The sequence below is a fragment of the Brevibacillus panacihumi genome (assembly GCF_003710985.1).
GTDB classification, from domain to species: domain Bacteria; phylum Bacillota; class Bacilli; order Brevibacillales; family Brevibacillaceae; genus Brevibacillus; species Brevibacillus panacihumi.
Genome location: NZ_RHHT01000023.1, coordinates 31,553 through 50,650 on the forward strand (window position 1 = coordinate 31,553; position 19,098 = coordinate 50,650).

Sequence of the window (19,098 nt, forward strand, 5' to 3'; positions counted from 1 at the left end):
CGAATAATTGATATAAGGGGTGCTTATGTCTTGAGCCGATTAGATTTATATAAAGTGTTCTGCACGGTAGCGAATAGAAAAAGCTTCTCCAAAGCAGCCCATGATCTATACATGACGCAGCCAGCCGTTAGCCAAGCCATCATGCAGTTGGAGCGGGAGTTGGATACTCGTTTGTTCACAAGAACCTCAAAAGGGGTTTTTTTAACAGACGAAGGCAAGCTGTTATTTGAATATGCGAATTCGGCAGTGAATTTTATTCGTGTCGGGGAAGAAAAGCTGCTGGAACTGAAAAACTTGACGACAGGTGAGTTGAAAATAGGGGTTGGCGATACGATATCCCGTTATTTTTTGCTTCCTTACCTCGAGGAATTTCATAATCGCTATCCCAATATCAAGTTCAGGATTGTGAATGGTACAACACTTGAGATATGCGCTCTTATAAAATCAGGCGGTGTCGATATAGGAATCTGTAATTTTCCGCTTGAGGATCCTGGCTTCGAGCTTAGGCCGTGCATTGATATTCAAGATATTTTTGTATACGGGGAAAGATTTAAGAACATCTTATCTGGACCTGTCAGCCTGGAACAGGTGGCCAAGCTGCCATTAATTTTCCTTGAATCGAAATCGAATTCCAGGAAGTATGTCGAAGATTATATATGGTCCAAGGGGATCAAAATTTCGCCGGATTTTGAATTGGGATCACACGAATTATTGTTGGAGTTTGCAAAAATAAATCTGGGAGTAGCCTGTGTGACGAAAGAGTTCTCCCAAGAGTATTTGGATACAGGATTATTATATGAAGTTCAATTACTAGAGGAAATACCAAAGAGAAGCATTGGCGTATGTTTTTTGAAAAGCGTATCTTTATCGCCAGCCTCGAAAAAGTTTGTGGAGATTCTAGAAAATAAGCTGGTGTAGTGAAATTACTTCCCCACTTCGGGGGTTTTGCGTTTTATCCACCACTTAATGGAAATACTCTCTGAAAAGGGAGGATGTTTCATGCACCAGTATATAGAAATTATTATAAGGACAGTCTCAGCTTTATTAATACTTCTCTTGATTGCAAAATGGCATGGGAAACAAACCGTTTCCAATATGACTTTTCATGATTTTGCGACAGCCATATCAATGGGGGCCATTGCTGCAAATTTAGCCTTCAATGAAAAGGTCCCTGCCAAGTACCTGATTCTATGTCTGGTTATTTTAACGTTAACTTCTGTTGGATTGTCCTGGTTATCGTTAAAGAGCACCATGGCTCGAAAATGGATTTCCGGGAGTCCTACAGTCGTTATTGAACATGGAAAAATATTAGATGACAACATGAGGAAGCTTAAGTTTACGCTGGATTCACTCAATCAATCACTGAGACAAAAGGATATTTTTGACATCACAGAAGTTGACTATGCCGTTTTGGAGACCAACGGACGGCTTTCTGTAAAAAAGAAAGAGGAGTACTTGAATGTGACCAGAAAAGATCTTAAGCTCCGTTCTTCAAAATCCACCTTTCCGGTTGAACTGATCATGGATGGCAAAATCATGGACAAAAATGTAAGTGACAACGGTATTTCAGAAGAATGGTTACTATCTCATATCAGAAAAAAGGGGAAAAAAATAGAGGATGTGTTTTATGCCGTGAAGTCCTCTAACGGGAAACTGTATTTGGATTTTTACCATGATGGAATTCACGCACCCGTGGACAAGGAATGATCCATCTAGAGAATGACGAGAAGTGGCTTTTGGATAGCAGAATTTGACAATTTCCAGAAAAGGCTTTTATAGTAAGGAGGTATATGTAGAAAGAAAAGAATCGAGGGAAAACCATTGGGGAAAGTGTTCATATTCTCAATCTTGTGGTGGCTGACGGGAAATCCTTTTGTCGCCATGCTCATTATTCTGCTGGTGTTATACGTATTGGATCTTCGATTTGTCCGATTGCTTCCTGATGTCACCAAACCTTATCGCAGATGGAGACGACTAAGCAATCTGAAGAACCAGCTTCGACTGAACCCGCATGACACGAATAGCAAGCTGGAGATCGCGCGTTTGCATATGGAGAAACACCAGTATAAGGAGGCTCTCCCATATCTGGAGGAAATCTCAACCGTGATGCAGGATGCACCGGAATATTTGTGCGACAAGGGAATATGCCTGTTAAAAGTGGGCCAGATGGATGAGGGCTTGCAATTGATCGACCAGGCGCTGAAAGCCAATCCGCGGGTCAAATATGGGGAACCCTACCTCGTCATGGGGGAGGCTTATGCCAAACAGAACCAACAGGAAAAGGCGCTTGCCTGTCTGGAAGAGCTTGCGCGGATGAACATGTCTTCATGCGAGGTGTACTACAAGCTGGGAGGGCTGTACCTTGCGCTGCAGCAAAAGGAGAAAGCCAAGGCGTCTTACCGGGAAGCGGTAGAAGTATATCGCGGCTTGCCTTCTTATAAACGCCGTACAGAAAGACGCTGGGCCTTGCTGGCGTGGTTGAAATCTTTCAAATAAAAAGACGAGGGGAAACCGCAAGCTGGTTATGGCATACGGGTTGTTCAGCATACTTAAAAGAGAAATGAGCTGTTAGCCAATGAACATAGGGAATGATGATCGGAAGGGGAATTGGTTAAAGAATATTATTCTTTTTTTAAGCAGCCAGACGATATCTCTTTTTGGATCGTCCCTGGTTCAATATGCCATCATGTGGCACATAACGCTGACGACGGAATCTGGCGTGATGATGACCTTGTATATCATTTGCGGTTTCATTCCGACTTTTCTTTTATCTCCGGTTGCCGGGGTTTGGGCGGATCGTTACAACCGAAAAATGCTGATTGTTTTAGCTGACGGCCTCATAGCAATAGCTACGTTGATTCTTGCCATTCTCTTCTTCATGGGATTTGATGCGATTTGGCTGCTTTTTGTAATGGCAGCGATTCGTGCCTTTGGGACAGGGATACAGACGCCTGCTGTCGGTGCGATTTTGCCGCAAATTGTTCCAAAGGATAAGCTGACGAAGGTGAACGGAGCCAATGGGAGCATTCAAGCTGTTATCATGTTCGTATCTCCAATGGCCAGTGCAGCTCTATTGGCGTTGACCTCGATTGAAATCATCTTTTTCATTGATGTCATTACTGCAGCAATGGCGATTGTCACGCTGCTTGCCTTTTTAAAAATTCCTGTACATGAGAAGGCAGCGGAGAAACAAACAACGAGTTATGTAAGCGACTTTAAAGAAGGTTTACAATATGTCTATAACCATGGTTTTCTGAAGAAGTTCTTCCTGTTCTTTGCAGTCTTCTTTGTATTGATGGCACCTGCCGCATTTTTGACGCCACTTCAGGTTACAAGAAGCTTTGGTGATGACTTGTGGAGACTAACTGCTATCGAAATTGCCTTTTCAATTGGCATGATGGCAGGTGGGGGACTGATTGCGGCCTGGGGAGGCTTTCAAAACAAAGTGAAAACGATGACTTTCGCAAGTCTGATCATGGGGGCCTGTACCATTGCGCTCGGTATCGTTCCGGTCTTTTGGATCTATTTGGTCTTCATGGCTTTATTCGGAGTTGCCATGCCTATTTTTAATACACCGACTACAGTCATCTTGCAGGAAAAAATAGAAGGAGATTTTTTAGGGAGAGTTTTTGGAGTAATGGGGATGATTTCAACCTCCATGATGCCAATGGGAATGCTTATATTCGGCCCAATCGCAGATATCATCAAAATCGAATGGCTGCTCGTAGGAACTGGAGTTTTCATCATCATACTGGCCATCCTCTTGGGCCGAAATAAAGTACTGATCGAAGCGGGAAAACCGGTATTGAGAGAATCGTAGCGTATGAGCGTAATAGTAAGGACAGAGGAAGGGTAGGGCATGATGCATCTATCCATCCCCTGTCCTTTTCATAGTTGTTGAAATGGTGGAAAATGATTGCAGATATCCAATACGTTCAGTATGCTTGATTTTAATGGACGCGTCATGAAAAAACTCAAGCTGAGTCAAAGGAAAGCTAGGTGCAACATATATGGATCATACCTTGCATGGAACGTATGATTATTTTTTGGTGATCCTGTCCTATCTCATCGCGGTAGCCGCTTCGTATTCTGCACTCGACCTGGCTGGCAGGGTGAACAGCAGTAAAGGGAAGAATAGGCTGCTTTGGCTGGTTTTTGGAGCAATGTCGATGGGGTTGGGGATCTGGTCGATGCATTTCGTCGGAATGCTGGCACTCACCCTACCGGTCAAGGTTGTATACGATACCGGGCTAGTCATTTTGTCTGTTGTTTTTGCCATACTTGTGTCAGCCATTGCTTTGCTTACGGTAACCAGAAACAAACTGGAGGTAAAACAGATTTTCATCGCCGGGTTACTTATGGCTGCGGGAATATCCGGAATGCACTACACCGGTATGGAAGCCATGAATGTCGAGATTACCTACGATCCTTACTACGTGATTCTCTCCGTCGTCATTGCGGGCACAGCTTCCTTTGCGGCACTGTGGCTTCTGTTTTATGTAAATCGGGATCAATCGAGATTCGTACATCTGTATAAATTGGGAAGCTCCCTGATCATGGGAGCGGCTATTGCGGGCATGCATTACACGGGGATGGTCGCTGCACATTTCCATACCAGTCCTCACATGATGGACAACCAAGAGATGCAGATGGGGACCGACACGCTGGCTTATATTATTGTCATCGCCACGTTTCTGTTGCTGGGCTTGACGCTGTTTGGGGTATTTATCAATAAACGGCTTTCTCAAAAAGATTCGAGAATTCAAGAGAATGAAAGCTGGTACCACTCGTTATATGAGAATAACGAGTATGGCATTATCTCGATCAATACCTCTGGGATCATTCTAAACATGAATCCAGCGATCCTTACTATCGGAGGATTGCGGGCAGAGGACTATCTGCAGCAGCACATTTCCAAAATTGGAACGATTCTTGCCGAGGATGCAAGAGAGAATGCGGCAGAGTGGTACAATCAATCCTTTGGACAGATGGCCAAAAACTTCGAGACGACTCTTATCCGCCCGAACGGGCAAAGAGTAGAGTTAAGTGTGATCAATGTGCCTGTTACGATCCAGGGCGAGGTCGTTGGGAATCATCTTTTTATTAAGGATATTACAGAGGAAAACCGAGTAAAGACCATAATCAAGCACCAAGCTGATCACGACGAGCTCACAGGGCTGCCCAATCGCAGAAAGTTTTATGAGTTGTTGAATCGCACTATTCATGCAAACGTAGGCGAAACAACCACTTTTGCCGTCATGGTTTTGGATATAGACCGGTTCAAAATGATCAATGATTCACTGGGACACACCTATGGAGACTTGTTCTTGCAAGGGGTAAGCAGCCGGATCGTCAAGTGTGCGGAGGCTTCTCAAGCGATGGTAGCCCGAATGGGTGGAGACGAATTTACGGTGTTTTGCAAAACAGGAGCCGACGGGGTTGAGGCCGCGGAGTTGGCGGAGCAGATCATGGAAGCACTCAAGCAGCCGTTTCGTTTAAAGGACAATGATTTCTACATCTCTGCCAGTATTGGTACGGCATTGTTCCCGATTCATGGCAAGGATGCTGTAGATTTGCTGAAAAAGGCCGATACCGCGATGTATCAGGTGAAGCGTCAGGGAAAAAACGGCCACCAATTTTACTCGCCCGACCTGGATCTTCAGTTATTGGACAATATTGAACTGGAAAGTGATCTGCGAAAAGCGCTTGAGCGCAATGAGCTGGAGCTGCATTACCAGCCGCAATTTCATGCTGAAAGCAACCAGATGATCGGTGTGGAGGCCTTGGTCAGATGGAAGCATCCGAAGAAAGGCTTGATGTCTCCCGGACTGTTTATTCCCATAGCAGAGGAGACAGGGATGATTTTTGAGATCGGGACATGGGTTTTGAAGGAAGCATGCCGTCAAATGAAGCAATGGCATGACGAGGGAGGTCCTTTGATTCCGATATCGGTCAACCTGTCATCACAGCAATTCCATCAGCCAAATCTGGTGATGTATATCAAAAACATCCTGGAGGAGACGAAGCTGGCACCCAAGTACCTGGAGCTGGAAATCACCGAGAGCATGATGATGGACCCTGCTGTATCCATCGCGATTCTGCAGGAATTGAATAAGATCGGGATTCGCATCAGCTTGGATGACTTCGGGACAGGCTATAGCTCATTGAGTTATCTGAAGAAATTCCCGATACACAAATTGAAAATAGACCGTTCCTTCATCATAGACATAACGCAAAACAGCAGTGACAAAGCGATTGTGGCCGCGATCATCTCGATGGCCCAGCATCTGAAATTGGACGTCATTGCAGAGGGAATCGAAACGAAGGATCAACTGGATGTCCTCACCGAAAATGACTGCCAGGAAATCCAGGGATATTATTTCAGCAGACCATTATCTGCGGAGGAAGTAGAGCAGGAATTTTTTATTCCTGGCCGAATCGCAGGCGAAATCGGGGGATAAGCATGAATGAGAAGGACTATCTTCTGCTGAAATATATAGCGGAAGCGCAGAACCTGACCAAAGCTGCTGAGCTTCTCTATATCACACCCCCGGCTTTAACCTATCGGCTGCAGCAGTTGGAGAAGGAATTCGGAGTACCAATACTCACCCGAAGCGGGAAGAAAATCGAATTTACTCCAGAGGGAAAGTACTTGTATCAATATGCCCAAAAGGCAAGTACGGAGCTGCGCAAGGCGAAGGACTACATGCTGAATATGGCAAACGAAGCCCAAGGCACCTTGAGGCTCGGGGTATCAAGGGTCATAGCCCATTACAAGCTTCCCCCCATCCTGAAAGAATTCGTCAATCTGTATCCCAGGGTCGAAATCAATGTCAAGACGGGGATCAGTGACGAAATATACGAGTGGATACGCAATGAAGAGATACACGTCGGGATCGTCCGGGGCAAATATACGTGGTCAGAACAAAAGCATTTGCTAAAGGAAGAAAACATCTTCATCATTTCAAAAAACAAAATCAATCTGGACGATTTGCCCAATATTCCGCGAATCAACTATAAAAACAGCTCGGATTTCAGCGAGGAGATCAACAACTGGTGGTATGAGAGGTTTACCGCTCCCCCTCTCATTACCATGCAGGTCGATACGTTTGAAATATGCAAGGAAATGGTAATGAATGACCTGGGTTATGCGATCATCCCGCAGATTTTCCTATACCCTGACGATCCCTTGCATGCATTTGAGCTTGTGACAAAAAGCGGTGAGCCTGTAACGCTGAAGACGTGGATGCTTTATCGGGAATCGGCTACCCAGCTGGCGATCGTGAACAAATTTGTGGCTCATTTGCTGGCGCTTGATTTTATGAATGATACGTGACTCTTTTGAAAGATGCAGTGCAACATTGTGCTGCATCTTTTTTGTTTGGATAAGGGAAGAATCTATCTTCAAATTTTTTGAAGGAACAGACAAAAATTATGAAATTTACTTGAAGAGTGACCGCGTGATACGTTAATTGTACGAAATATTTGAACAATACAGACTCGGTCTGGAAAGGAGTCGAGGGAAAAAACGCACGTTCCTGCAGAAAATATAGAAATAAAAGAGTAAGGAGAAAATCGGATGTCGCAGCAAAACACAAAACGATCGACACAATCATTTCCTTTCTATCGATTTAGCGGGACCTATCGCCAAATCGGTCAACAGTTTGGAGAAGCTTGCTCGGAGCTGATACTAAAGCATCGTGACTATGCGCTGGATCGCCTGAATAGCCGATATCACATGACGACTGCCAAATTGGAAAGCGCTGTCATGAAGTACCGTCCCTACGTCCAGAAGTATGCAGAGTTCTTTGACGAAGAGGTGCAGGGAGTGGCAGAAGGCGCCGGCATTTCAATCGCGGAAGCCTATCTGCTGCAGGTCAGGGCAGAGATCAATCATGATGCCAAAGCCAACAATGAGTGCACGACCTTTGCCGTATTGGCGGAGGCGACGTCCAATGGGATTCCTTTGATTGGACAGAACTGCGATTTGCCGGCCTTTTATTCCGAGCTGGGGGTGGTGGTAGAGTGTGTTCCTGACAGTGGACCAGCTACGCTTATGCTAACCCCTGCGGGACAGATCTCTTATGTCGGGATCAATCAAAGGGGCCTCGGAGCTTTTGCCAACTTTCTAACCTGTGACGGCTGGAGAGCAGGCCTTCCTCGCTATATGTTGTCCCGGCTGGCGCTTTCCAAAGACACAGTCGGAGAGGCAATCGAGCTGATCCGCCAAGTAGAGCGTGCATCTTCCCGCAACCTGATCCTGTTGGACAAATACGGGGGAGCAGTAGACTTCGAGAATACGCCAACTCGGGATGCCCTGATTTTCCCCGAAAACGGTCTATTGGCTCACTCCAATCATTACACCGCAGAGAGTTTGCTGGCTGAGGAAAGGTTGCGCGGCGTAGAGCTGGAGAATTCGCGGATCAGACTGGAGCGGATGCTGAGCTTGTTGAAGGAGCATCACGGCAGGTTGAATACCACGGTCATGCAGGACATTTTGCGGGATCGGGCAACTTTTCCCCACTGCTTGTGTCAGGTTGAGGGTGATGAGAGAGTACAGTCTCCTGGAGACAAGGGGGCAGACATCATCACGTTTGCTTCGGTCATCGCGGAACCCGGGGAAGGGAATCTGTGGGTCGCACTGGGTCCTCCCAATCAATACGAATACAAACGCTATTCCTTTTCCTAGGCATAGCAGAATCTAAAAAAGCAATGATAAAGGGGGTAGAAAAAATGAAGGCATCTCGTATTGTCAGAACATTGGCCATTTGGATGGTGGCGGCATCATTGGCTGGATGCGGGGCACAGACGGCACAGACAGGACAAAATGAAGGGGCTCAACCGCCTGGTCAGGGGCAAGCCCAACCAGAACCCGCTAAGGAACCGCAAGCAGCGACAGGGGGAGAATTAAAGATCGCCTACCAGGCACAACCACCGACTCTCGACCCGCATGTGACCACCTCGCAGGCTTCGGCCACCATCGGCCGCAACGTATTTGAGACGCTGGTGACCGCTGATTCCAAGTACCACGTCCAGCCCATGCTGGCAGAGTCATGGGAGCAGAGTGAGGATGGCACAACGATTACCTTCCGGCTGCGCCAGGGAATCCGCTTTCATAACGGCAAAGAAATGACCGCTGACGATGTGGCGGCATCTATGAATCGGTGGATCCAGATATCCAGTGCCGGAAAGGATCACTTCACTGGGGCTGTCTTTGAAGCCAAGGATGCCCAGACTGCCGTTCTTACCCTGAAACAGCCTACCGCCACAGCGATGGCAATTCTCGCCTACGGCGGTGGGAATTACCCGGCGATCATGCCCAAAGAACTGATCGATCAGGCAGATCCCAAAGGCGTCAAGGAATATGTCGGGACCGGACCATTCCAATTCAAGGAGTGGAAGCAAGATCAGCAAATTCACCTGACCAAATATGCGGATTACCAGGCTAGAAGTGAAGCGGCGGATGGCTTGGCTGGAAAGAGAGAGGCACGCGTTGACGATATCTACTTTATTTTTACTCCTGATTCGTCGACACAGGTTGCAGGACTTCTCTCCGGGGAATTCGACATCGCGGCGGATGTCTCCTATGACAGTGTCCAGCAGCTGGAAAGCAATCCCGAGATCAAGGTGGATGTCGCTCCTACCGGTATGCTGAATCTGTACTTTAACAAGAAAAAAGGATTGTTCGCCAATGAGAAGGCGCGTCAGGCGATTGCAGCCGGGATCGACGCCGAATCCATCCTGATCGCTGCCTACACGCAAGAAAAATATTACGAGCTTAACCACAATATGATGATGTATTACCAGATCGGCCAATGGTCCAGTGAAAACGGACGCGAATCCTATAATCAGAATAATCCGGAAAAAGCCAAGCAGCTGCTTGGTGAAGCGGGCTACAATGGCGAAGAAATCGTCATCATGACAAGCCGTGACTATGAAGATATGTACAACGGGGCAGTCGCCTTTCAACAACAATTGAAGAACCTGGGGGTCAAATCCAAGCTGGAGGTGTATGACTGGCCTACTTTCACTGAGCTGCGAAACGATGAAAACAAATTCGATATCCTTGTCATCACCAATACGCCCAAGCCGGAGCCCAGCTCCCTCGCGTTTATGAGAAAGGATTTTCCAGGGTGGACCAACAGTCCCGAGCTCGATGAGCTTCTGGTGAAATTCAGAGGAGCGCCCAATCTGGAAAAAGCGATGTCAGTTTACGATGACATACAAAAGTGGTTCTACGAATACGTTCCTGTAGTCAAGATTGGCGACGGCAATTCCATCTCTTCCTCGCAAAAATCAGTGGAAGGCATGACATGGCTGGACGGCTTGATTCTGTGGAATGTATCCAACGCGAAATAAAGAACGCTGTCTCCACCCATTCTTTCTTCGGGAATGGGTGGAGAATTTTCCTGAAATCGAAGAAAGGAGGGATGACTCGTGAATCTTTACCTGGTTAAGAGAATCTTAGCCCTGATCCCTGTGCTGTTTGTAGTCTCCGTGGTCATCTTCCTGATCATTCATATCACTCCGGGGGATCCTGCTTCCGTGATACTGGGGGAGTCGGCAACTGCGCAGGATGTGGAGGCCCTGCGGCAACAGCTCGGGCTTGATCTCCCGATATATCAGCAGTACATGAACTGGATCACAGACGTGCTTCGCGGCGATTTGGGAGAGTCCTATTTTATGAAAGAGTCGGTCTCCGAGGCGATATTCAGCCATCTGCAGCCGACGCTTTCGCTCGCGATTCTGGCCCAGATCATCGCATTATTGATCGCGATTCCACTGGGCATTACGGCAGCTCTGCGAAGAGGGACGGCTGCCGACCAGACGGTGATGGGCTTCTCCTTGCTTGGGATGGCCATTCCCAGCTTCCTGCTGGCGCTCTTCTTGATTCTTTTGGTCGGCGTAAAATTGCAATGGCTGCCTGTGGCGGGATACAAGCCCTTGGAAGCGGGGCTGTGGAATCACCTGAAATATTTAATCCTTCCCGCGGTGTCCCTGGGAGCGATTCAATCCGCCTTAATCACGCGGATGACCCGATCATCGATGCTTGAGGTCCTCAACATGAATTATATGAAAGCTGCGCGTTCCAAAGGAGTGAAGGAGCGGCAGCTCATCTACAAGCATGCCCTGCGCAACGCCTTTCTCCCAATCCTGACGGTCATCGGACAAACTTTTGGCGGCTTGGTCACTGGGGCGGTGGTGACCGAGACGATATTTAACATCCCGGGTATCGGACAGCTCATCATCAATTCTGTCGAGAGGCGAGATTATGAGGTGATACAGGGAGTCGTCCTGTTTGTGACCTGTGTGTATGTCTTCATTAATCTGATCGTCGACATCCTGTATGGCGTCATTGATCCAAGGGTGAGATTGGAGCGGAAATAGAAAGGAGAAATGCAGGATGGATGCACTTGGATCAAACGCGAAAAGACTGGAATTGTCCCAAGTTAAACAAACGTTGAAAAAAGAACAGCGACGCCTTCAACTGCGCCGTTTTCTCTCCAATAAATTGATGCTTACCGGAAGCATCATCATCGTACTGATCACAGCCTTTGCTCTGGTGGGGCCGTATCTGGTGTCCTACGATCCGTACGAAATGGACCCGGTCAAAAGACTGCAGCCGCCTGGAGCGGAGCATCTGCTGGGAACGGACAACTTCGGTCGCGATCTGCTGACCCGTATTGTATATGGCGCGCGGGTATCCATCGGGGTCGGGTTTTCGGTAGCGCTCATTTCTGCAGCGGCGGGCATGGTGATTGGCCTGTATTCCGGCTATTACAGGGCTCTCGATCAAGTACTGATGCGGATCTGCGACGGTTTGATGGCGATTCCGGGTATCTTGCTGGCGATTGCCCTCGTAGCGGCTCTAGGCCCTATGACGGAAAATGTGATCATTGCGCTCGGGATCGTGTTCATCCCTTATGTTGCCCGGATTGTCCGCTCGGCTACCCTCGTGGTGCGCGAAGAAACCTATATTGAAGCGATGAAGGCGCAAGGAGCAAGCGCGGCGCGGATCATCTGGATGCATATCGCTCCCAATACGCTGTCCCCTCTCGTCGTGCAAGCGACCTTCATCTTCGCGGATGCCATCATCACCGAGGCAGCCTTGAGCTTTTTGGGGGCCGGAGTCCCTACGCCGGACCCAAGCTGGGGGAACATCCTGTACGATGGCAAGCTGGTCATCTTCAAAGCCTGGTGGATGACGGTTTTCCCCGGGATTTTGATTATTTTGACGGTCATGGGCCTGAATTTTGCGGGAGACGGTATTCGCGACATGGTAGATCCTCATTCCAGTCTCTCCTTTAAAAGAAAGAAGAAAAAATAAAATGGGGGATTATCGTGACGAAACCACCTCTTTTGGAAGTGAATGAGCTTAAGGTCCATTTCTATACGGAACGCGGCCGCATTACGGCGGTTGACGGCATCTCCTTCCATGTCAACGCAGGGGAAATCGTCGGTGTTGTCGGGGAGTCTGGATGCGGGAAAAGCGTGACCTCCCAAGCGATCCTCCGATTGCTGGACGAAAAAGACACCGTGGAATACGACGGTAAGATCCTTTTTGAAGGGACTGATTTACTGCAATTGCCTGAGGCAGGTATGCAAAAAATCAGAGGCAATGAGATTTCCATGATTTTTCAGGACCCGCTCAGTTCCCTCAATCCGGTGTTCTCCATCGGTTCCCAGATTGCCGAATCACTCATGCTTCATCAGCAGATCTCGAAAAAGGCAGCTTTCGAAAAAGCGATAGAGCTGTTGCGGATGACGGGCATTCCGGCTCCGGAGAAGCGCGTGCATGAGTATCCCCATCAATTGTCGGGAGGGATGAGGCAGCGAGCGATGATCGCGATGACGTTGGCGTGCCAGCCGAAACTGCTGATCGCCGATGAGCCTACGACTGCGCTGGATGTTACGATTCAAGCCCAGATCCTGGATTTGATGCTGGAGCTGAATCGCGAGCAGGGCATGGGGATGATTTTTATCACGCATGATCTCGGAGTGGTGGCAGAATTGTGCAGTCGCGTGGTCGTCATGTACCTGGGGCAGATCGTGGAAGAAGCAGATGTGGAAACCTTGTTTGCCCAGCCGCGCCATCCGTACACAAAAGGGTTGATGAAATCAATCCCGCAGATGGATTCCGACCGATCGCAAAAACTGCACGTTATCGAAGGAATGGTGCCGACCCTCGACAATATTCCGACCGGCTGCCGCTTTGCTCCCCGCTGCCCATATGCCGATTACATGTGCCATGAACGGCCTCCCGCATACGAGGAGCATGCAGCGGGACATAAGGTGAGATGCTGGCATGCTGAAAAAATCGCGCAGGAAGAAGAGGAGAGAAGCTATGTCTCATGAAGCCCTGGAAACCCGTAAACCGCTTCTGGATGTGCGCGGACTCAAAAAATACTTTCCCGTCAAAGGCCCTTTAGGCACCTTGGGCGGAGTAAAAGGCTACGTAAAAGCGGTAAATGATGTCTCGTTCCAGCTGCATGCAGGCGAGACGCTCGGTATCGTCGGAGAATCCGGGTGCGGCAAAAGCACGATGGGGCGCACCATTTTGCGGTTGACAGATCCGACAGCAGGGCAGGCGCTTTACGGAGACCAAGATATCTTTCAGCTTTCCGGAAAAGAATTGCAAAAGATCCGCAGGGACATGCAAATGGTCTTTCAAGATCCATTCTCATCACTCAATCCGCGAAAACGCATCGGGCAAATCCTGGAGGAGCCCTTGGCCATCCACTCCATCGGCGATCCAAAAGAGCGAACCGAACGGGTGATGGAGATGATGCACAAGGTAGGCCTGCAAGTAGACCATTATTTTCGCTATCCCCATGAATTTTCGGGCGGACAAAGGCAGCGGATCGGTCTGGCCAGAGCACTGGTAGTCAATCCGCAGATTGTCATCTCTGATGAGCCTGTCTCTGCGCTCGATGTGTCCATTCAATCGCAAATCATCAATCTGCTGCAGGAGCTGCAGGCAGAATACAGGCTTACCTATCTTTTCATCGCCCATGATATCAGTGTCGTGCGCCACATTTCGGATCGCATCGGGGTGATGTACTTAGGCCAGATGGTAGAACAGGCCCCGACAGAAAGTCTGTTTGCCAACCCGCTGCATCCTTACACGCAAGCGTTGCTGTCAGCCGTTCCGATTCCCAATCCACAGAGAAAGAAAGAGAGGATCATCCTGCGGGGGGAGATCCCGTCGCCGATGAATCCTCCGTCCGGGTGCATTTTTCACACAAGATGTCCACTCGCGATGGACGTGTGCAAACAAGAGGTGCCGCCTCAGTTAGAAGCAGCCCCCCAACATATGGTTTCCTGTCATTTCTATACAAAACCATAATCGAAAAGGAGAGATGCTGGCGTGATGAAATTGAGGATGTACATCAATGGGGAATGGGTGGACGCAAAGAGCGGGAAAACGCGGGAGATTGTGAATCCCGCTAATGGGGAAGTCATCGCCTTGTCGGCAGAAGGGGATGTGGACGACGCCAGGCAAGCCGTGCAATGCGCCAGAGAAGCATTCGACAGCGGGATCTGGTCTGAGCTGCCGGCAGCCGAACGAGCGCGCTATCTGTTTGCGATCGCAGACAAACTGGAGCAGCGGGCGGAGGAAATCAGCCGGCTGGAGACGCTGGACAACGGCAAGCCTTTACGGGAGACAGCATTCGATGTCGCAGACGCAGCGGCCTGCTTCCGGTATTATGCCGGGTTGGCAACCAAGCCGGACGGACAGACCTATCCCGTCGCCGATCCCGTGCAAGCGATGGTTGTTCGCGAGCCTGTAGGTGTATGCGGCCTCATCGTGCCTTGGAACTACCCGCTCCTGATGGGCGTATGGAAGATCGCTCCTGCTTTGGCGGCTGGAAACACCTTTGTGTTCAAGCCATCCGAGGTTACGCCAGTGACGGCGATCAAACTGTTTGAAATCATCGAAGAAGTAGGAATTCCGAAGGGCGTAGCCAACCTGGTTCTAGGTCCGGGAGCTACCGTGGGACACGAACTGGCGGAAAGCCATTTGGTAGACAAAATTTCTTTTACAGGCGGTATCGCGACTGGGCGCAGCATCATGAAGGCAGCAGCCGGGAACATCAAAAAAATCTCGCTCGAGCTGGGCGGAAAATCCCCCAATATCGTGTTTGCGGATGCGGATTTTAATACGGCAGTGGATTATGCGCTTTTCGGCATTTTTGCCAATCAGGGGCAGGTCTGCTCGGCTGGCTCTCGTCTGTTGCTTCAGGACAGCATACATGACCGGTTCGTCGAGAAGCTGGTGGAGCGGGCGCAGAAAATCGTCGTCGGACCAGGAAGCGATCCGGATACCGAGATGGGGCCCTTGGTCAGCCAGGCACATCTGGAAAAGGTCCTGCATTACATCGAGCTGGGAAAAGCCGAGGGAGCGCGCCTGGTATGCGGTGGCAACAGGATCAGTGCCAATGGACTCGGAAACGGGTACTTTGTCGAACCGACTATTTTTACAGAAACCACTCCATCGATGCGAATCGTCCAGGAGGAGATTTTTGGACCTGTGCTGGCTGTCCAGCGCTTCCGGGATGAGGAAGAGGCGATTCGTCTCGCCAACGATACCGTGTACGGGTTGGCAGGCGGCGTTTTTACCCAAGACGGTGCCAAGGCGATGCGCGTGATCCGCAAATTGCGCGCAGGCATCACCTGGATCAATTGTTACCACCCGACATACAATGAGGCGCCGTGGGGCGGCTACAAGCAGAGCGGAATCGGTCGCGGGCTGGGCACCTACGGTTATGAGGAATACACCGAGGTGAAGCAGATTAACATTCAGTTGCAGGTCCAGCCGAGCGGTTGGTTTCGCAACTAAACTCAGGAGGATGCAAAAGTGAGCAGAACAATAACGAGTGAACGATACGCAGAGGTCTTTGACTATACACAAAAAGTACTTGATCTGATTGCCAAGGACGAGATCTCAAAGGAGGAGGCAGAATGGGTCACCCGGCAGACGGTGGATAACTTCCGGGAGCACGTCAATCCCGGCTTTCTCAGCTATCGAAAATCCGTAACGAAGGATGGACAATTCGCTGCGGTCGAATGGAAGGATGCCGGTCCCAATTCATTCATGGATGTGAACGGCAAGGAATACATCGACTGCCTCGGCGGTTTCGGGATTTACAACGTTGAACATCGTCATCCCAAAGTCGTACAAGCAGTTATCAACCAGCTCAATCGCCAACCCTTGCACAGTCAGGACCTGCTGGATCCGCTGCGGGCGATGCTCGCCAAAATCCTGGCTGAGATCACGCCGGGAGATTTGAAATACGCCTATTTTGCCAACAGCGGCACGGAGACGGTGGAAGCGGCCATCAAGCTGGCCAAGATGCATACGGGGCGCACGACTTTCATCTCAACGACCAAAGCGTTCCACGGCAAGAGCCTGGGGGCTTTGTCCGCCACGGCAAAAGGAGTGTTCCGCAAGCCCTTTATCCCCATGATCCCCGGTTTTCGCCATGTCCATTTCGGCGATATGGAGATGATGCGCAAAACCTTTGAAGCCTGCACGCTGGTAGGGGAAGAGATTGCAGGCGTCATCCTCGAGCCAATCCAAGGGGAGGGCGGCGTCAATCTCCCTCCGGAAAACTACCTGAAGCAAGTGCGGGAGCTATGTGATGAGTACGGCGCGCTGCTGATTCTCGACGAGGTTCAGACCGGAATGGGACGTACCGGGAAAATGTTCTGCTGCGAGCACTATGGCGTCGTTCCCGATATTCTTTGTCTCGCAAAGGCATTCGGCGGCGGGATCATGCCAGCCGGGGCCGTCGTCGCGACGGAGGAAGTATTCAAGAGCTTTTTCCCCAACCCGTTTGTCCAAACGACCACATTCGGCGGCAATCCCTTGGCGTGTGCCGCTGCAATTGCAACTTTTCATGTCTTGATCGAGGAAAATCTGCTCGACCGCTGTGTGGAAATGGGAGAATACCTTCTGAAAGGCCTGCGTGAAGCGGCAGGGCAGCACAAGGATAAAGTGCAGGAGGTACGGGGAAAAGGTTTGTTGATCGGTATTGAATTCCATAGCGACGAGATTGGCTACGAGGTATCCAAAGGCTTGTTCGACAACGGTGTGCTGGTAGCCGGGACCCTGATTAATGCCAAGACGATTCGCATCGAACCGCCGCTTACGATCACCTACGATGAGGCAGATCGCGTGATCGAGGCTTTTGCAGAAGTGCTTCGGCTGCTCAAATGAAATGCTCATTAGCAGCAGGGGTGCCGGTAGGAGAGCATGACCCGGAAAATCGAAGGGTAGGATCCATTTAAACAATTATTTAAAAATGTAATATTTGGAAAGAGGAACGAACCGCCACTGCGATTCCAGCGATGTGGCGGTTCGTTTTGTGTATGGGACCCAGCGGCGATGCATAACCCGACGCCATCAAAATGTCTAAACCGAACTTGCAAGGACGATAATGAAATACTAGACTGCATCCTTAGCAAAAAGGGGATCATCATGAAAATTAAGGACTTTCGCAGACGTTTTTTTTTCCACGAAAACCAGTCCGGAAACGGTTGCGACAGAGGGGCAGCCGCTTCTGTCAAGCCTTCAAGAAAATATCAGAAAGATCAAAAGTGATCTTGGCAACAGCTCAGATATCATTATTCAAGAGGTCCGCATCGGGAAAAAAGCGGACCAAGCACTGGGAATCCTGTATACAGACGGCTTGGTAGACAAAAATGTGATCACTGACTACATCAGGGCGTCGCTGCTTCTGGATACCCGGTTTAATGAGGCGGATCCATCCAATACGGACACACTAGACGTGGCCCAGGTCCTGCAAAAATTTGTCACCACAATAGGCGATGCCCAGGACATTCATACCTTCGATGACTTGTACAACGGGCTGTTGTCCGGGGATGCGATCATCCTGTTCGATGGGAGCACCAAAGCGAAGGCAGTAAGTGCCCAAGGATGGCAGAATCGAGGCGTGACAGAGCCTTCCGCAGAATCTGTCGTTCGCGGCCCGCGGGAAGCATTCACGGAAACGCTGCGGACGAATACCTCTTTGATACGGCGCAAAATCAAGGATCCGAATCTCTGGATGGAAACCAAACAGATAGGCCGTGTGACAAAAACGGAAGTTGCTTTCATGTACATCAAAGGAATCGTGAATGACAAAGTAGTGGAAGAAGTCCGAGAGCGTCTGGATCGAATAGACATCGACGGTATTTTGGAAAGCGGCTACATTGAGGAAATGATTCAAGACGATGTATTTACACCATTCCCGACGGTATACAATAGCGAACGCCCGGATGTGATCGCGGCCGAGCTTCTTGAGGGAAAGGTGGCCATACTGGTCGACGGCACCCCGTTTGTCCTTGTCGTTCCTGCTTTGTTTGTGTCATTTTTGCACGCAGCCGAGGACTATTATCATCGTGCGGATATCAGCAGTCTCATCCGCATCCTGCGCTATCTCGGGATATTTATCGCTTTGTTCGGCCCATCGCTCTATGTCGCGATTACAACGTTCCATCAGGAAATGCTCCCGACGCAATTACTGGTCAGCTTGGCTTCTCAGAGGGAGGGTGTTCCTTTCCCAGCCTTCTTTGAAGCGATCATGATGGAAGTCGCCTTTGAAATTTTGCGTGAAGCCGGACTCCGTATGCCTCGTACAATCGGGCCAGCAGTATCCATCGTCGGTACACTCGTAATCGGGCAAGCAGCTGTAGAAGCAGGGATCATATCAGCTGCAATGGTCATTGTCGTGTCAACGACAGCCATCTCCAGCTTTGTTTTTCCCTCTTATAGCCTGGCCAACTCCATTCGAATCCTGCGCTTTCCGTTTATCATTTTGGCTGACACCTTCGGGTTGTTCGGGGTAATTGTCGGGACCATTGCCACGCTGCTGCATTTGTGCAGTCTGCGCAGCTTCGGGGTTCCGTACATGAGTCCCTTTGCCCCGATGATTCTCCCTGACCAAAAGGATGCCATACTCAGGCTGCCCCAGTGGGCGATGTTCTCCCGTCCGCGTCTTATCAGCCAAATAAATGTGACTCGCAAGCAAAATGTTCCACCTCGTAAACCAGAACCGAGACAATAGAAAGGCGAAGATTTCACCAACAGGAGGA

15 protein-coding genes are annotated in these 19,098 nt (G+C 49.5%); all 15 read left to right on the top strand.

Features of this window, described 5'->3' with window-relative positions; translation table 11 throughout:
* Positions 1–30: 30 nt before the first annotated feature.
* Complete coding sequence (locus EDM58_RS10775; protein ID WP_122913336.1) at positions 31–918, top strand: LysR family transcriptional regulator; 888 nt, start codon at positions 31–33, stop codon at positions 916–918.
* A gap of 81 nt (positions 919–999) precedes the next feature.
* Positions 1,000–1,707: a DUF421 domain-containing protein gene (locus EDM58_RS10780; protein WP_122913337.1), complete on the top strand. Its 708-nt coding sequence runs from the start codon at positions 1,000–1,002 to the stop codon at positions 1,705–1,707.
* A gap of 123 nt (positions 1,708–1,830) precedes the next feature.
* On the top strand, positions 1,831–2,496 hold the full coding sequence (locus EDM58_RS10785; RefSeq protein ID WP_342769007.1) for a tetratricopeptide repeat protein: 666 nt from the start codon (positions 1,831–1,833) through the stop codon (positions 2,494–2,496).
* Positions 2,497–2,575: 79 nt separating this feature from the next.
* Positions 2,576–3,820 (top strand): MFS transporter, encoded by a 1,245-nt coding sequence (locus tag EDM58_RS10790; protein ID WP_122913339.1) that lies wholly within the window; start codon positions 2,576–2,578, stop codon positions 3,818–3,820.
* Positions 3,821–4,010: 190 nt separating this feature from the next.
* Entirely contained in the window at positions 4,011–6,461 is a 2,451-nt protein-coding gene (locus tag EDM58_RS10795; protein ID WP_122913340.1) for an EAL domain-containing protein, read from the top strand.
* Between the two features lie 2 nt (positions 6,462–6,463).
* The gene (locus EDM58_RS10800; RefSeq protein ID WP_122913341.1) at positions 6,464–7,336 is read left to right on the top strand and encodes a LysR family transcriptional regulator; all 873 of its coding nucleotides are present in this window, start codon (positions 6,464–6,466) and stop codon (positions 7,334–7,336) included.
* A gap of 243 nt (positions 7,337–7,579) precedes the next feature.
* Positions 7,580–8,689, top strand: coding sequence for a C45 family autoproteolytic acyltransferase/hydrolase (locus tag EDM58_RS10805; protein WP_122913342.1), 1,110 nt, complete (start codon positions 7,580–7,582; stop codon positions 8,687–8,689).
* A gap of 44 nt (positions 8,690–8,733) precedes the next feature.
* Positions 8,734–10,359 (top strand): ABC transporter substrate-binding protein, encoded by a 1,626-nt coding sequence (locus EDM58_RS10810; RefSeq protein WP_246000652.1) that lies wholly within the window; start codon positions 8,734–8,736, stop codon positions 10,357–10,359.
* Between the two features lie 78 nt (positions 10,360–10,437).
* Positions 10,438–11,388, top strand: a complete 951-nt coding sequence (locus tag EDM58_RS10815; RefSeq protein ID WP_122913343.1) for an ABC transporter permease — start codon at positions 10,438–10,440, stop codon at positions 11,386–11,388.
* A 16-nt stretch (positions 11,389–11,404) separates the two neighbouring features.
* Entirely contained in the window at positions 11,405–12,328 is a 924-nt protein-coding gene (locus tag EDM58_RS10820; RefSeq protein ID WP_122913344.1) for an ABC transporter permease, read from the top strand.
* 14 nt (positions 12,329–12,342) lie between these two features.
* Positions 12,343–13,356 (top strand): ABC transporter ATP-binding protein, encoded by a 1,014-nt coding sequence (locus tag EDM58_RS10825; RefSeq protein WP_122913345.1) that lies wholly within the window; start codon positions 12,343–12,345, stop codon positions 13,354–13,356.
* Positions 13,346–14,347, top strand: a complete 1,002-nt coding sequence (locus EDM58_RS10830) for an ABC transporter ATP-binding protein (RefSeq protein ID WP_122913346.1) — start codon at positions 13,346–13,348, stop codon at positions 14,345–14,347. The genes EDM58_RS10825 and EDM58_RS10830 overlap by 11 nt, the downstream gene beginning before the upstream one ends.
* 21 nt (positions 14,348–14,368) lie before the next feature.
* On the top strand, positions 14,369–15,841 hold the full coding sequence (locus EDM58_RS10835) for an aldehyde dehydrogenase family protein (protein WP_122913347.1): 1,473 nt from the start codon (positions 14,369–14,371) through the stop codon (positions 15,839–15,841).
* An 18-nt stretch (positions 15,842–15,859) separates the two neighbouring features.
* Complete coding sequence (locus EDM58_RS10840) at positions 15,860–17,221, top strand: putrescine aminotransferase (protein WP_122913348.1); 1,362 nt, start codon at positions 15,860–15,862, stop codon at positions 17,219–17,221.
* Positions 17,222–17,564: 343 nt separating this feature from the next.
* Positions 17,565–19,070, top strand: coding sequence for a spore germination protein (locus tag EDM58_RS10845; protein WP_122913349.1), 1,506 nt, complete (start codon positions 17,565–17,567; stop codon positions 19,068–19,070).
* Positions 19,071–19,098 lie beyond the last annotated feature (28 nt).

What these genes read in the sequence shown, in the direction of transcription:
- EDM58_RS10800 (WP_122913341.1), top strand. Translation starts at nt 6,464, where the DNA reads ATGAATGAGAAGGACTATCTTCTGCTGAAATATATAGCGGAAGCGCAG.
- EDM58_RS10780 (WP_122913337.1), top strand. Translation starts at nt 1,000, where the DNA reads ATGCACCAGTATATAGAAATTATTATAAGGACAGTCTCAGCTTTATTA.
- EDM58_RS10790 (WP_122913339.1), top strand. Translation starts at nt 2,576, where the DNA reads ATGAACATAGGGAATGATGATCGGAAGGGGAATTGGTTAAAGAATATT.
- EDM58_RS10810 (WP_246000652.1), top strand. Translation starts at nt 8,734, where the DNA reads ATGAAGGCATCTCGTATTGTCAGAACATTGGCCATTTGGATGGTGGCG.
- EDM58_RS10805 (WP_122913342.1), top strand. Translation starts at nt 7,580, where the DNA reads ATGTCGCAGCAAAACACAAAACGATCGACACAATCATTTCCTTTCTAT.
- EDM58_RS10820 (WP_122913344.1), top strand. Translation starts at nt 11,405, where the DNA reads ATGGATGCACTTGGATCAAACGCGAAAAGACTGGAATTGTCCCAAGTT.
- EDM58_RS10830 (WP_122913346.1), top strand. Translation starts at nt 13,346, where the DNA reads ATGTCTCATGAAGCCCTGGAAACCCGTAAACCGCTTCTGGATGTGCGC.
- EDM58_RS10795 (WP_122913340.1), top strand. Translation starts at nt 4,011, where the DNA reads ATGGATCATACCTTGCATGGAACGTATGATTATTTTTTGGTGATCCTG.